Origin of the sequence: Microbulbifer sp. CAU 1566, from assembly GCF_023156515.1 — a bacterium.
In the GTDB taxonomy this organism is placed as follows: Bacteria; Pseudomonadota; Gammaproteobacteria; order Pseudomonadales; family Cellvibrionaceae; genus Microbulbifer.
On the sequence record NZ_JALNMG010000007.1, the window covers coordinates 74,622 to 89,729 of the forward strand.

Annotated in this window: 10 protein-coding genes; 7 read left to right on the forward strand and 3 right to left on the reverse strand. The window is 56.4% G+C overall.

What is annotated here, in order from left to right; translation table 11 throughout:
- Positions 1-82 precede the first annotated feature (82 nt).
- Entirely contained in the window at positions 83-1,279 is a 1,197-nt protein-coding gene (locus M0G74_RS16430; RefSeq protein ID WP_248219673.1) for a multidrug effflux MFS transporter, read from the forward strand.
- Between the two features lie 147 nt (positions 1,280-1,426).
- On the opposite strand, the gene M0G74_RS16435 is transcribed toward M0G74_RS16430, so the two are convergent.
- From M0G74_RS16435 to M0G74_RS16445, 3 genes are all read right to left on the reverse strand, one after another.
- Entirely contained in the window at positions 1,427-2,923 is a 1,497-nt protein-coding gene (locus M0G74_RS16435) for a lytic polysaccharide monooxygenase (protein ID WP_248219675.1), read from the reverse strand.
- A gap of 235 nt (positions 2,924-3,158) precedes the next feature.
- Positions 3,159-6,536 (reverse strand): DUF6531 domain-containing protein, encoded by a 3,378-nt coding sequence (locus M0G74_RS16440; RefSeq protein ID WP_248219676.1) that lies wholly within the window; start codon positions 6,534-6,536, stop codon positions 3,159-3,161.
- Between the two features lie 62 nt (positions 6,537-6,598).
- Positions 6,599-7,465 (reverse strand): Stp1/IreP family PP2C-type Ser/Thr phosphatase, encoded by an 867-nt coding sequence (locus M0G74_RS16445; RefSeq protein WP_248219678.1) that lies wholly within the window; start codon positions 7,463-7,465, stop codon positions 6,599-6,601.
- Between the two features lie 208 nt (positions 7,466-7,673).
- On the opposite strand from M0G74_RS16445, the gene M0G74_RS16450 reads away from it, so the two are divergent.
- From M0G74_RS16450 to icmH, 6 genes are all read left to right on the forward strand, one after another.
- Positions 7,674-8,537: a transposase gene (locus tag M0G74_RS16450; protein ID WP_236250502.1), complete on the forward strand. Its 864-nt coding sequence runs from the start codon at positions 7,674-7,676 to the stop codon at positions 8,535-8,537.
- Complete coding sequence (locus M0G74_RS16455) at positions 8,534-10,075, forward strand: type VI secretion system contractile sheath large subunit (protein ID WP_248219680.1); 1,542 nt, start codon at positions 8,534-8,536, stop codon at positions 10,073-10,075. The genes M0G74_RS16450 and M0G74_RS16455 overlap by 4 nt, the downstream gene beginning before the upstream one ends.
- A gap of 78 nt (positions 10,076-10,153) precedes the next feature.
- Entirely contained in the window at positions 10,154-12,034 is a 1,881-nt protein-coding gene (gene tagH / locus M0G74_RS16460) for a type VI secretion system-associated FHA domain protein TagH (protein WP_248219682.1), read from the forward strand.
- A 90-nt stretch (positions 12,035-12,124) separates the two neighbouring features.
- Complete coding sequence (tssJ, locus tag M0G74_RS16465) at positions 12,125-12,757, forward strand: type VI secretion system lipoprotein TssJ (RefSeq protein WP_248219684.1); 633 nt, start codon at positions 12,125-12,127, stop codon at positions 12,755-12,757.
- A 92-nt stretch (positions 12,758-12,849) separates the two neighbouring features.
- The gene (gene tssK, locus M0G74_RS16470) at positions 12,850-14,187 is read left to right on the forward strand and encodes a type VI secretion system baseplate subunit TssK (RefSeq protein WP_248219686.1); all 1,338 of its coding nucleotides are present in this window, start codon (positions 12,850-12,852) and stop codon (positions 14,185-14,187) included.
- Between the two features lie 2 nt (positions 14,188-14,189).
- Positions 14,190-15,098 carry a type IVB secretion system protein IcmH/DotU gene (icmH, locus tag M0G74_RS16475; protein ID WP_248219688.1) on the forward strand — a complete coding sequence of 303 codons (909 nt, stop codon included), beginning with the start codon at positions 14,190-14,192 and terminating at the stop codon, positions 15,096-15,098.
- The last annotated feature ends 10 nt before the right edge of the window (positions 15,099-15,108 follow it).

Sequence of the window (15,108 nt, forward strand, 5' to 3'; positions counted from 1 at the left end):
CGGCTGCTAGTGGCTACTGTTAGAATCGGGAAGAGTCTGGGTGCAAACTGCCCGCGATAAACGACGGAAAGGTATCTGCTTCGTGAAACCTGATTTGATCAAAATGGCCCTGATACTCGGGCTGTTAAGTTGTGTTGGCCCCTTCGCCATCGATATGTACCTGCCGGCAATGCCGGCGATGGCGGAAGACTACGGGGTGCCGACGGCCATGTCGCAGTACACTCTGGTGTCTTTTTTTATTGCCTTTGGTGTCTGCCAGCTGTTCTACGGCCCGGCAGCGGATATGTTCGGGCGCAAGCCGCCCCTGTATTTCGGGCTGGGATTATTTTTAGTGGCGTCGATAGGGTGTGCATTGGCACCGACGATCGAATGGCTGATCGGGCTGCGTTTTGTACAGGGGGTAGGGGCTGCGGCAGTAATGTCGATCCCGCGGGCCATCATCCGCGACCGTTACACCGGCAGTGAAGCCACGCGTTTGATGACCACCATCATGCTGGTGGTATCTATCTCGCCGATGCTGGCGCCGCTGGTTGGCAGTTTGCTGATGACCCCCTTCGGCTGGCCTTCGGTGTTTTATGCGGTGGCACTGGCCACGGTCGCCAGTTTGCTGCTGATTTATTTTGCACTGCCGGAAACGCTACCTGTGGTTGATCGGGTTCCCCTGCGCCTGGCTGCCATGGGTGATGCTTTCCGGGTATTGGTGCGGGATTCCTATTTCATGGGGATGACCCTGATCGGCGGTATGGGAATGGCGAGCTTTTTCTCGTTTTTGTCCATCGCAGCTTTTCTGTATACGGATTATTACGGATTGACGCCCACCCAGTTCAGTCTTGCGTTTGCATTGAATGCTCTGGGTTTCTTTGTTGCCAGTCAGTTTGCCGCCAATCTCTGTGATCGTTTCGGCGGTGTCGCGGTGGTCAAATGGGCGGTGCTCGGTTTCGCACTCTGTGCTGGCTTGAACCTGCTACTGAATCTGGGTGGTGTGGATAATTTTGCGGTATTGGTAGCGCTGCTGTTACTGGGGAATGCGTTTCTCGGCCTGGTGGTACCGACCACCATGGTGTTGTCGCTCGACGATCACGGCCCTATTGCGGGTACCGCGGCGGCACTCGGTGGCACCATGCAGATGATGTTGGGGGCGACGGCCATCGGTATCGTCGGTGCGGTTTTTGATGGCACGCCGCAGGTTCTGGTAGTAGCGATTGCCATCTGCGGCGCGGCGGCTTTTCTGCTGTTCATGCTGACATTACGCCAGTCGCCGGAGCCGGCGGTGGGCTGAGGATACATAGACGGTAGATAGACCGTAGATTAAGAGCCTCGATCAATAAAAACGCCCGGAAATTCCCGGGCGTTTTTATTGGTGACACTTTTATGGGTGACCCTTTTATGAGTGACATGGCCAGCGCTCACTCGCGCTGGCGTATCGTCACAGCGCGATCCAGGCGTCGCCCCAGTTGGTGCCGCTGCCCGGTGCATAGTGATAGGCACTGTTGATATTGCACCACTGGCCCTGAGGGAATGGGCGGCACTGATAGCGGTTGCCATCGCTTCCCTGAACCACGGTTTCCCCGGGTACATAGTTGCCGAGCCCTTGTGGATAGACGTAGTCGTAGTCACCGCCGCCGGTAGAGGCGGGTTGCTGGCTGACAACCGCCGTCGCGGTACTTGTCAGGCTGCCATCGGAAACGGTGAGTTTAACGGTCACGGTGCGCGCTGTGGCGGGTGCATCCAGCTGCAGGGCGGTTTCCACGGCGGTACTGCTGCCGAGACTGCCGGCACTGCTGGTCCAACTGTATGACAGCGGGTCGCTGTCAGGGTCGCTGGACTGAGTAGCAGAGAGGCTCACGCTTCCAGCGCCGCTGAGGTTGTCCGGTGTCAGTGTGATCACCGCCTGCGGGGGCAGGTTGCCTTGCGGCGTCTCAATATCCACTTCCACCGCCAGGCTCATTTCCGTCGGCGTGTAGATACGATTATTGCCACCACTGACGGCAGTAATGTCACCACTGCTGGGGTCCAGAACACCGATGCGTGCGTACTGGGACTGGCTGTTGACCATCTGCGAAAACGCGTAACCCCAATCGGCACCAGTGGCATCTTCGCTCAAGGTATAGCTGAGGGTTTCCAGGTCGTTGCCTGCGCTGTTAAACAGCCGCAGGGTAACGACACTGTTGGCAACCAGGTCATTCTGCGCGTCCAGTGGGCCCTGGTCTGCCCAGGGGCTGCTGCCGCCATCGCCGAGTACGACATCGGTACAGGTATAAAAAGCTTCGGTGCTGTCGTTGCGCTGCCAGGTGGTGTAGATCACATGCTTACCAGTTACCTGCGGCAACGGGCAGGTGAGGGTATAGCGTTTGTCAGCACCTACGGGTTCGTTGCCCAGGCGGCAGAATTCAAACAGGTCGCTCCACTTTAGCGGTTCGCTGCCGGTATAGCCCTGACGGGTAATGTAAAACACCCATTCGCGTGTGCTGTGGGGGGCGGTGGCGTAAAAGCGGAAGTCAAAGGTGCCGTCCGCTTTGGGGGTGATCGGGGTTGCCTGCCAGTCGCTGCGGGCCAGATCCATGCCGGCGTATTTACTGCGCCCGGCGGAGCAGAGCTGGCCGTCGGGTACCAGCGCGCGGTGGTTGCCATCGGCGCTGGCCTGGTTGATTTCGTTCCAGTCGTAGAATTGCTGGCTGCCGCTGGTGGCCTTGGCTGCGGCACAGGCGGGGTCTGAAGGGTTTTCCGGGTTGTTCAGAAAGCAGTTGTAAATGCGGCTCTCGGGGACTTCCATGGTGCCGTGGGCGAAGCTGTTGCTGCTTAAAGAGAGCGTGGTGGCGAGCAGCAACAGCGGCAGTGAGGTTGACGCTGCGACACCGGCGAGGGCGCTGCGGCCGAGGTGTTGGCGCGATTCCCTGTCGAGTGGGGATATGGTCTGTCTCATGAAGGTTTCCTTGCTTATTGTTAGGTTTATTGTTGGATGTGTTGGGTATTTGGTGTGCACCCAGGGAATCGCTGTCTCGACCACAAATGACAGCGCTGTCTTGCGGCAACCATGCTAGCGGAACCTGCGACCGGGAGAAGGGGATAGGGCGTCAAAAATGGATACACAGGTACCAGTTATGGTGCCTGATTGCGATTATGTGACTTTGGCCGATTTCCGGTTCGGCCAAAGTCACCTACGTCAGTGGATCGACGGCGGCGGTCGGCGCGAGTGCACGCAGCTGACTATCGCCAAACGTGGCGGGTTTCTTTAGAGAAGCCTGAGGCAGACAGATGAGCCTGTCGTGGCCGGCATCCAGCGGCGCGCTGGCATCTGCCGCATGCCAGTAGCTGAAATCTCGGTATATCAACTGGGTTTCACTGTCGTAGAGACCGGCACAGCCGTGGAAACTCCCGGGACTGTGATTTTCTCCACCGCCCTGGCGCTCCCAGACAAGGTTGCCCTGAGCGCCAAGTAACGCCAGCAGGTGGCCGAAGTCATCGGCGATGTAGTACTCCATCTGCGTCTGCAGCGGGCAGCTATCCGCGATGGAGGCGCGGGAGGCAGGATTGATTTCCGCCTGCGCTTGGCTTGGCGCAGTCGTAGAGTAGTTTGCAATAGCCTCATCTTTCAATCGCGCCAGGGGGAGCGCGCTTTGCGGGTGTAACAGATAGTGAATCCGGTTGTTACTGCCGTCGAGCTGGGCGTTTTCACTCCAGAGTCCGAGGCCCGACCAGTGGCTGGTTAGCCGCCGCTGTCGTCGTGAGCGACGGTGTGTACTGGTTTTACTGAGGCGTCGCCCGAAAGCGTCGTAGCGGAAATAGGTTTTGAAGTCACCGCACTCAGCGCTGTGCAGCAGACCCCAGCCATCGTACTGATAATGGTATTCAAGCCCCTGATGTTTGCCGGTTGCTGTGGAAATTTCCGGTATTTGCGCGTCTCCATCACCTTGGCTGCGGACTTCGCTGATGATGTTGCCGCGTAAATCCAGTTTTTCGCTATTTTTAAATGCCCTTGCCGATTGTTCAGTGCCCACTGAGCCGTTAGCACCCCTGGAGCGGAAATAAACAGCGGGACGAGGGAGTTGCCACCCCTGCGCAATGGGTTGCCATTGGTTGGCGTCGCCCAGTGAAATTTTTGTCTGGTCGCCACACTGATACTCTTTTTTCACACGGTTGTGGCCAAAATTCCAGGTCTGCTGCGCCTCCTCGCACTCGATTCGGAGCACCATCTGACCATTGCTGTCGAGGCCGTACAGCATGCCGCTGGCGCTGAACGTAAACGCGGTATTGAAGTGTTCAGAGCCGGACGACTTCAGCCAGCCGCGGCGGTCGAATTCGTAATTGATACTGAGGCTTTCGCCATCGTTGACATCGTGGTGCTCTGCGAGGAGTCGATTACGACTGTCGTAACGAAAGCGTTGGTTGCTGTGATTGTTCGCTGCCTGTAACAGGCGCCCAAAGCTGTCGAAATGGAAACGGCAGAACTGCCCGCTGTTATTGCGTATCTCTTCCAGCTGTCCGGATTCACTGTATTGCAGATACCAGTGGTTGTCACTGTCATGAAATTCGGTGACGCGCCCGCAGAGATCGTACTGCCACTCACGTTGCTGCTCGCCACCGGGTGTGAATTGCTCCAGCTGCCCAAATTGGTCGTATTGCCAGTGGAAAATATGCTCATTGGTACGCATTTCCCGCAGGCGACCCCGGGGGTCGTATTCCAGGTCCCAGGGAGGCGCATTGTCAAAGCGGACGTGTCTTATCTGGTTGCGATCGTCATATTGCCACTGCAGGAGCGTATGTTTTTCTTGTGTAATTCCACAGGGGCGCTGCAGTTCATCGCGATTGATGCAAAGTTTTTGTGTGCCGATTTCTGCGCTGCAAAGCGCTCCATCGGCAGAATATTCCCAGCGCTGAAGAGGCTGCTGATTGCTCTCGCGCAGAGTGAGGTTTCCCTGCTGATCATAATTCCAGGAAATAGAGAGTTCACCTCGTTGCAGGGCGCGCAATTGCGACTGCGCATCCCAGTCCAGAACAAGTCGGCCACCTTCTGGATCGGTTAGCTGGCGCAGCTGGCCGCGCTCATCGTAATCGCAGGCCCAGTGATTGCCAGCGGGATCAGAGATACTGACCGGGTGCCGGTGATCTTCATAGCGAAATTGCCAGCGCGCCGTTGCCGATTTTTGTGTGTGTGAATCGCCATTTTTGACCGTGGTTGCAACGATCACCCCTGCGGCTAACAGGCGTCCGAGGTTGTCGTAGATATAGCGATGGTGATTACCATTCACCGTACTCCTCAATAACCGGCCGAATTCGTCGTAGCGAAAAATGCGGCGCTGTCCATCGGCATCAATGATCTGGCACAGGTTTCGGTAGTGATCGTACAGATAGCGTTTGCTGCGTGCCTGTTGCTGCTCCAGAACCAGATCGCCACGGGTGTCGAACTGCCACAGGGTGGAGTGAAGATCATCGCAGGATAGGGTGCAACGACGCCTGGCAGGTTGCCATTGCAATCGGAATTCCAGTGAGCCCTGGCGAACTCGATGGCAGCGGTCAATTTTATCGTATTCAAACGCGAGCTGGCCGGCAGGTTGGCCTTGTAAGCCTCTGAGCTGTTCGCCCTGGTACTTGTAATCTTCCCAACTGGTTTCATCGCTGGCTCTCACCAGGTTTTTATTCTCGTCATACTCGTAACTACAAAGAGCGGGAGCGTCGTTGCCGGCCTGAGCGTTGCTGATGCTTCGCAACTGCCCGTCTTCATAGTTGCACTCAAGGACACGCCCCCAGGAAGTCACGATTTTCTGGGGCACGCCCTCGTGATAATCCACCGAAAGGGTATTGCCGAACGCATCGCGGATCTCGCAAAGGGGCGCGGTATTACCGGTGCCATCTGCCCGAAAAATTCTGTCTGGCTGATTAAAGCTGCTGATGCGGAAGCTGTGCAGGCTCTGGCGCAGGAGGTACAGGCGTTCGCTGCGATTGAAACAGCCGTGACCGATCGCCGGTAAATCAAAGGCAATGATACGGCCTTCACTATCGTGCAGTATGACTTTGTGGCTATTTTCACTGCCGGCTTGGGGTAATTGCAGGGATTCACAGAGCGAGTGTCGCCAGCCAATGCCCAGTCCGACATCGGTATCCAAGCTTTGACGGAAATTGCGTTGCCAGCGAAAGGTGAATGGACCAGGTATCTCAAAATCGACCCGGGAAAAGGCCAGCTCACCATTGGCGGCAACAACGTGATCGGCAGCGAGCTGACAGTTGGACAGGCTTGGCAGCAGGTCGCCACGAGCATTGTGCCCCGGAAAATTGCACAGCCGAACCGGTGCGGCAGGTAAAAATAGCAGCGGAATATTCGGCGCCTGCGCGAGCGCATCGTCGCAGGCGGTGACCGCCGGTGGCTGGGGCCAAAGAGGTGATCGAATGCCGGTTGGTACTGGTGTACTACTTGTGTACTGCTGCCTGTTCAGCCACTGGCAAATGGCCACTGCATCGCCAGATTCCTGTGGCATTTGGGGTGGATGGATTTCACGGAGAATCGAAGGAATAAAATCGACCAGACGATCCGGTGTCATGCCGCTTACTCGCAAAAATAGACTGTTGATGGGTGGCCATGATGCCTTGAGGCCACTGCTGACTAGCGCTGTAGCTTCCGCACCGTAATATCGTCCTTGTGCTTTGGCTTTAGTGTTATGGGGTCACCGGAGAATTCCGCCACAGCATCAGAACGACAGCAGTATTCGATAATGCCCGCGCTGATATTGTCACGTCCACCGCACTGATTTGCATCGTCGATAAAGTGGTAAACACTCTCAAGGGCTGGTCGATAGGTTGCCAGCACTCGCTCGATGGTATGGTCGTTGAGATATTCGGTCAGGCCATCGCTGCAGAGCAATAAAAGCGCGCTCTCCTTGAGCGTCCAGCTGTTGATGGTTGCTTCCACCTGCTCGGAAACACCTAGCGCCCGGGTGATGTGATTGCGTACTTGGGACGAGTGTGCCTGTTGCGGCGTCAGTTGGCCGGCATCAATCATTTCCTGCACCACACTGTGATCCCGGGTGAGACGCTGAAGTCCGTAGTTATTCCACAGGTAGGCGCGTGAATCCCCAATATGACCGACGATTAAAAAATCCTGCCATATAACGGCAACCACCAGTGTGGTACCCATGTGTGAAAACTGGGGGCGCGTTTGTTTGGTTTCCAGGATTTTGCGGTTGGCACTACCGATTGCATCCACTAGCGCAGCGCGCAACATCAGTTGTTGCTGGTTTGGTGAACAGGCCAGGAAAGTCGCGTTGAGCAGGCTGTCGAGCTGAAATTTAAGGGTCTCAGCAGCAATTTTGCTGGCGGTAGCGCCACCGCTGTAGCCGCCCATTCCATCGGCAACCACGACGTAGGCAAACGGCTGATCCGGGTCGCTGTAGCAGTGAATGCTGTCTTCGTTTTCTTCGCGCACTTGGCCTATATCGGTACGGCCATTGACTGCCAGCCTGATGGGCTCCATGTCAGTCGCTACTCCATGCTGTGTCGTCTAATACGAGATTCCGTTCTTCTCGCGATCGAAATTCCGGTGATTAAGTTCGGTAATGTTAACTTGCTAACGCCTAACGTTTGAATTTTTTTTGGATCATTTGCAATAATGCCAACCCCTTCCCATGAAACGGATGTGCAGTTGGTACGACTGTGCAATTTAAAAAGGAATTTTTGGCAAGATGCCCCGTCTTCCGAGACTTAATCTGATTGATATTCCTCAACATATTGTCCAGGTGGGGCATAACAATCTGCCCTGCTTCTTTGATGAGGAAGACTATCGGTTTTACCTGAGCAGCCTGCGCAATGCAGCGGATCAGTATCGGGTGGATGTGCACGCCTATGTACTTTTGCCAAATATGGTGCAGATTATTGCGACACCCCGGGTGCCCGATGGTATTCCCTCAATGATGCAATCCCTCGGCCGGCGTTACGTTCAGTTTGTAAACCACCGCTACCGGCGCTCGGGAACCCTCTGGGCTGGACGCTACAAGTCGAGCCTGATCGATTCCGATGCCTACCTGCTGACCTGTTATCGCTATGTGGAACTGCGCCCGCTGTACCTGGGGCTTGCGGATTCTCTCGGTGCCTACCAATGGTCCAGTTTCAATCATCATGCGAGTACCGAAGACAGTGATGTGATCACCGATCACCGCCTTTACCGCGAGCTGGGAGAAACTCCGCGGGCAAGGGCGGAAGCCTATCGGAAACTGTTCCGCTACCGCTTTGATCGTCGATTGTTGGAATATATTGCCGAGACCATCAAGCTCGGGCAGGTGCTCGGGGGGGATGTGTTCAAAGACAAAATCGAGCAGATTGCGAACCAGCGAGTAAGGCCGCTAAAACGTGGGCGCCCGCGCAAAACAGCGAAGTCAGCAAGTAAAGAGGCCGCTAATCAGGCGGCAGCCTCGAAAGACTCTGCGGGGCAGGATGCGTTGAGCCAGCGTGTCATTGAAAAAGAAATGAATACTGTGGGAACCGGCGACAAGATGCCGCCTTCCGGCAGCAAGGATGAAAATAACGTCACCATGGAGAGCGGACTATGAGTCGGGCAAGCGTGCATACCAATGCAGCAATTTTCGGTGACCTAAAGCAAGGTGCCGATACGCGGGAAGCGGGAGATCGTACAAAAGAGTACGCTAGTGCCAGTTTGAAGGTGGCAATACTCGGCGACTTCAGTGGCCGTGCCAGTCGGCAGCAGTGCGCACCGGAATCCATTGCTTCGCGGCCGGCTTATCGCTTGCGCAAAGATAATTTTGAGCAGCTGTTTGAGCGTATGCAGGTTGGGCTGCAGCTTCCGCTAATGGATGATCCATTGTGGTTGATGGAGTTTGACGACCTGCACCCGGATTACCTGTACAACCGGGTGCCACTGTTTCGTCAATTTATCGAATTGGAAAAGCAGCTGCTTACCCCGAGTGAATTTGATCGCGCAGCCAGTGAAATTCAGCAGTGGCGCCCGGACTTGGGGCCTTTGTCAGGTGCTGCGCCAGGCACAAGTGCGCAGTCGTCTTTCCAGTCTTCTTCCCAGTCCATGCTCGATGCGATTCTATCCGGCCAGCATTACCAGGCGTTGCAGCGAGAAAGCGCGGGTGGCCAGATCGACCAGCTGATCAAAGATATCGTCGCACCTTACGTGCAGCAAAAGCCGGATGCCAATCAGGATGTTTACTTGCAGGCCGTTGCTCAGGCAGCGTCCGAAGCCATGCGCAAGATCATGCACCACAGTGATTTTCGCCAGCTGGAGGCCAGCTGGCGCAGCCTGCACCTGCTGTTGCGCCGGCTGGAAGATCACCCTGGCCTGGAATTGCACCTGATTGATATCACCAAGGCTGAAATTCTCGCAGACCTGGCGCAGGCCGAGAGTGATCTTGAAAACTCCCAGTTGTTCAAGTGCCTGGTAACACGGGAGGCAATTGCCGGTAGCCAGCCCTACAACCTGATTGTGGGGGATTTTTATATTGCCGATGAAGAGCGCGATCTCCATATGTTGATCGACCTCGCCACCATGGCAGAAGCCGCGGGCAGCGCGATGGTAATGGGTGGAGACAGTCGTCTGGCTGGCTGCACCAGCCTGGCGGGCTCCATGGATCCCGACGACTGGCATTATCCACTGGCCGAGGATTTCGCAGAAAGCTGGCAGGCAGTGCGGGACTATCCTGCGTGCGAACATCTGGCACTGGCCGCGCCGCGCTTCATGCTGCGTTTACCCTATGGCGCCGAAACGGCGCGCACCGAAGATTTCGCGTTTGAAGAATTGACGCCGGAACTTGGCCACCAGTATTACCTCTGGGGCAATAGTGCCTATTTGCTCGCACTTTCCCTGTGTCGTGAATTTGTCACCAACGGAAAAGCGAGCCCGGTAACCGCGGACCAGTTTGCGGATTTGCCGCTGCACTTGCGCAACCTGCCCCAGGGGCAGTGGATGACACCCTGTGCAGAGGCATTGATGACGGATCGTGGCGCCGCGCGCTTTCAGGCCGCGGGGATCAGTACCCTGAGATCCGTGCAGGGACGTGACGAAATACTGCTGCCGAAGCTGCAGTCGCTTTCCGGTGCGATGCTCAAAGGGCCCTGGTGTTGAGGGCCCTGGTGTTGAGATCCGTTTTTCCGCCCGCGGCAGTGCCGCTCCATTTACCCAAATAGCGCGAGTCTGAGTGACATGGATTTAATGCTTTCTGTGGTTGCCGATCCCGAAGGCGCCAACATGCTCAAACATACCAAGCTGTTCAAAGTGGGCGGCGGCAGTCTGGGCCGTGCTGACAGCAATGACTGGGTATTGCCGGACCCTCAGCGGGTGGTCTCGTCGCGCCACGCGGAAATTGTATTCGCCAACAATCAATACCATCTGGTGGATCAGAGTACCAATGGCACTTACCACAACCAGTCCGGCGAGCCTCTGGGCAAGGGCAATCGTATCGCGCTCAATGATGGCGACGTCATCGCGCTGGGTGATTACCAGCTGAAGGTTGCGATTCGGCAACCGGAAGCAGAAAGCGGATTGCCAAAAGGCCTGGGTGGTGCCGATTTTCTGGAAAATGCCGATCGCACCACGTTTAGCCCGGCAGCGGCGGCAAAAATGCAGAGCGCCCAGGAAGCCAGGGAACTGGACAGCTGGCTGGAGCCCGGCGCCGGCGGCAATAACAATCACAGTGGCGAATGGGGATATCTGGCCAATTCACAGTCCGCGGACTCGATGGATGATTTCCTCGGTCAGGAAGCGCCGGTCGATCCGCTGCAGGCCCTGAATGCCAATCCAAGTGCCCGAAACTCAGCGGATCCACTTGCCGGCCTTGTCGGTGGCATGGGCAGCAGCACCGATTTTGGCTCGGGATTGGGCGGCGGATTTGGCAGTGGAGGCGGTATGCCATCCGCCGGTCAGTCCCAGTGGAGCGATGACGAAGCCTGGTGGAAGGATGGGAGTGAGCAGGACCATGCGCCCGCACACAATCACGCAATGCAGTTTTCAGCGGCACCGCGGGTTGAAGCACAGCCACAACCGGTTCTATCGCCAGCGCCGGTTGTTCCCGAATTCCAGTCTTCGGGATTGCAGGACTCTGGATTTCAAAGCTCGGGATTCCAGGACTCGGGGTTTCAGGACTCGGGATTCCAGGGAGGCGCAGTGCAGCCGATGCCGGCACAGCCGCAAGCACAAATATCGGTGCCGCCTGTAGTCGCTCCTGCTCCTGCTCCCGCTTTGGCCGCGACGCCAGCACCCGCTGAGCCCAACCCTTTTGCGGAATCTCTGTCCGCGATGGTCGGCGAGCAGGTGCAGGGTGCGCCGGGCTTTGATGCTCCGGCTGCCGAGAGTTTTGCTGGCGCCTCCAAGGCCTTTTCTCCTCTGCCGGTAGAAGCACAAAGTCCGCAACCGCAACCGCAACCGCAACCGCAACCGCAACCGCAACCGCAACCGCAACCGCAACCGCAACCGCAACCGCAACCGCAACCGCTGCAGCAATCAGTGCCCGCGAGTGGCGTGCTGGCGACAAAGATTGGTTTGAACCTTACAGCGGAACAGCTACCGCAACTGGATCAGCAGGCCGCAGAGATTGTCGAGGAGACAGTGTCGCGATTGATCGACCTGCTGCGTGCACGTACCAGTATCAAAAATGAGTTGCGGGTGCAGCGCACCATGATTCAGACCGAGGCTAACAATCCCCTGAAGTTCAGCGCCACTGCCCGCGACGCGCTGGGTGCGATGTTTGCCGGTAACGGCGCCTTTATGGCACCGGTCGAAGCGGTGAGTGACAGTTTCGATGACCTGTCCGATCACCAGGTGGCGGTGTTGGCGGGAATGCGTGCCGGCTATGACGCCATGCTCAAGTTCTTCAATCCAGACAATATCGAACGGCGCAGTGGATCACAGGGCGGTGTATTCAGTAGTAAAAGTGCACGCAACTGGGAAAATTTCGTCGAGATGTATCGCGGGCTTGTTGCTGATCCGGAGGCCTGCTACCGCCGGTTGTTCGGAGAGGAGTTCGCCACCACCTACGAAAGTCAGCTTTCGGAGCTGAAAAATGCCAGAAGTTTCAGTAATGGCTAACAAACATTTGTGGATTACTGGAAAGTGTAGATCCCAGAAAAATACGCGACATCGAAAAATTAGAGTCGTATCAAAAACCCGGAGACAATCGTGAAAACAGAAAAATTAGTACATTTCCTGCTGGTAGCAGTACTGGCAGTGGCGCTTTCCGCCTGCCAGACAACGCGTCGTACGCTCAACTTGGATACCAGCGTGGCGCTGGCCGTGGATATCCAAAACAACGTAAACCCGGACAGCGATGGTCGCGCGTCACCGGTAGTACTGCGCGTGTTCATGCTCGCAGACGATCGCCAGTTCTCGCGGGAAGAATTCCTGAACCTCTACGAAAATGCAGAGTCGCGCCTGGGCAAAGACCTGATTGATACCGTGGTGCTAAAGGAGTTTGCTCCGGGCGAGCAACGACTGGAGCGGCTGCCGCTTACCCCTGAAGTCAAATATATCGGTCTGTTGGCGGAATTTGTTCAGTATCAACAGGCCGATGGCCTGATGTTATTACCGATTACCGATCACAAGGAAAACGAATACGCGATCACCCTCGCCGGAACCCGCATCGCCTCCACCGATGCACTCAATATGCGCCGTCGTGCGGCTGCTACCAGTCAAACGGGCAGCAGTAAGCGCGGCAGTAGTGCGCCGAAGGGAAATTCGGGCGAAACCGTCACCATCTCCAGCGAAGAATACGAGCGCCTGAAAGGTTTGCGCGAGTCCGGCAAAGGACTTTAAACGCGATCGCGTAAAAAGATTAACGCGATCGGACAAGGCGCACTAACAACATCTCGCGAGGCTAAAGCCTGGCGCGACAACAAGGATCATGTATGTCGGCGAATAACAAGGTGATTTGGAGCGAGGGAATGTTCCTTCGCCCGCAGCACTTTCAGCAACAGGACCGTTATCTCGAACAATTGCTGGAAGCCAGGACCGGGGCTTTGGGGCCCTATACCTGGGGAATGCTGGAGTTGGCCATCGACAGTGAGCCGTTGGCAATGGGGAAAATTTCCCTGTCTCGGGTCAGTGGTATTTTTCCGGATGGAACACCGATGCTGGCGCCGGAAAATGAGCACCTGCCGGATGTGCTCGATGTGCCGGTGAATACCCGCGACGAGGTGGTCTACCTGTGTATCCCGATGAAGCGCCCGGGTAATCAGGAGTCCGTAAGAGACCAGGAAGATTTCCCGCAGGCGCGATACCAGGCGAGTAACTTTGATGCGCGCAACAGTGCGTCAACGTCCGGTGAGGCAGCGCGTATTCAGGTTGGCAAGTTGCGCACCTGTCTAAAACTGGGCAGTGATGATCTTAGTGGCTACGCTGCCATAGGTATTGCGCGTATTCGCGAGCGGCAGCCGGAGAAACCGGTGGAGCTGGATTCCGACTATATCCCACCGCTACTGAATGCCGAGGCATCCTCGGTCATCAAAGCCTATATCGAAGAGGTAAAAGGACTGCTGGATCACCGGGGTTCTGCCCTGGGGCATCGCCTCAGTGACAGCGGCCGCAGCGGTTCCGCTGAAATTGCCGACTACCTGCTGTTACAGGTAATCAACCGCTTTGAGCCACTACTCAAGCAGATCACCGCGCAACCGAGATTGCACCCGCACAACCTGTTCCTGGAGCTGTTACAGCTCGCCGGCGAATTATCCACATTTACTTCTGGCAATAAGCGACCGCCGGAAATACCTCGCTACCAGCACGACAACCTGCAGCAGAGTTACGCCGGCCTGTTCTCTGCGTTGCGCCAATCCCTGTCTACGGTATTGGAACAGAACGCCATTGCCATGGACCTGGTGCAGCGCAAGTTCGGTATCTATGTCGCACCGATCACCGATCCGTCACTGGTCAAAACGGCCAGCTTTATCATGGCCGCAAAAGCCGATATGCCGGGTGATCTCTTGCGCAGTCGCTTCCCGGGGCAGACCAAGGTGGCACCGGTCGAGGCAATTCGTGAATTGATTTCGGCGCAGCTGCCGGGATTGTCGATTCGTGCACTACCGGTGGCGCCGCGTCAGATCCCCTACCATGCGGGATTTACCTATTTTGAGCTGGAACGTACCGGTGAGCTCTGGCAAGCCATGCAGCGGTCTGGCGGATTTGCTGTTCACCTGGGTGCCGAGTTTCCAGGTTTGACCATGGAACTCTGGGCAATAAGGAATAACTGACAATGAGTAATGATGCCTTCACACCCCCGGCGGCTCCCAGTGCCGGCGACCGCACAGTTATGATCCCTACGCCTGGTGCCGCACGAGGTGGTGCAGGGGGGGGCGCGCAACCTCAGTCACAACATCAGTCGCAACATCAGTCACAACCCCAGGGATTTGCGGGTGCCGAAGGTGCGGCAGAGATACGCATCAAAAACAGCCTCAACCCGCTGATTTCGGCCGCGTCAAAGCTGCTGGGCGCCATCATCAAGCTGCGCACCACCATGAACCACAGCAATGTGCCGGATCTGCACAAGCGGCTGACCCGTGAGATACAGAATTTCGAACGCGAAGCAAAGCAGTTGTCCCTGTCTCCGGAAACCGTGCTGACCGCCCGCTACCTGCTGTGTTCGGTGGTGGATGAAATCGTGCTGTCTACTCCCTGGGGTACCGCCAGTGGCTGGAGCCAGCATTCCCTGCTGAGCCTGTTTCACAAGGAAACATTTGGCGGTGAAAAATGTTTTCAGATTCTTCAGCGCACGCTGGAAACACCTGGATCGCATATTGAGCTGCTGGAGTTGTTTTACCTGTGCCTGAGCCTCGGTTTCCAGGGAAAGTATCGCCTGGTGCAACGTGGCTACGAACAGCTGGAGCAGATTCGTGAAAACCTCTATCGCACCATCGAAAGTCATCGCCCGCCAATGGATCGAGACCTTTCTCCCCGCTGGCAAGGTTGCGTGGAACGAAAAACCCGCTTGATCCAGTACATACCCCTGTGGGTGATTGCCAGCGTGGTACTGGGAGTCCTCGCGGCGACGTTCAGTGGCTATCGCTGGTGGCTGTACCAGAGCGCGACACCGGTAGCGACGGAAATCGATCAGCTGATGATTGAAGTCCCCAAAGAAACAAAAACTATTGCGCAGCCACGCTGAACGCCAGAAC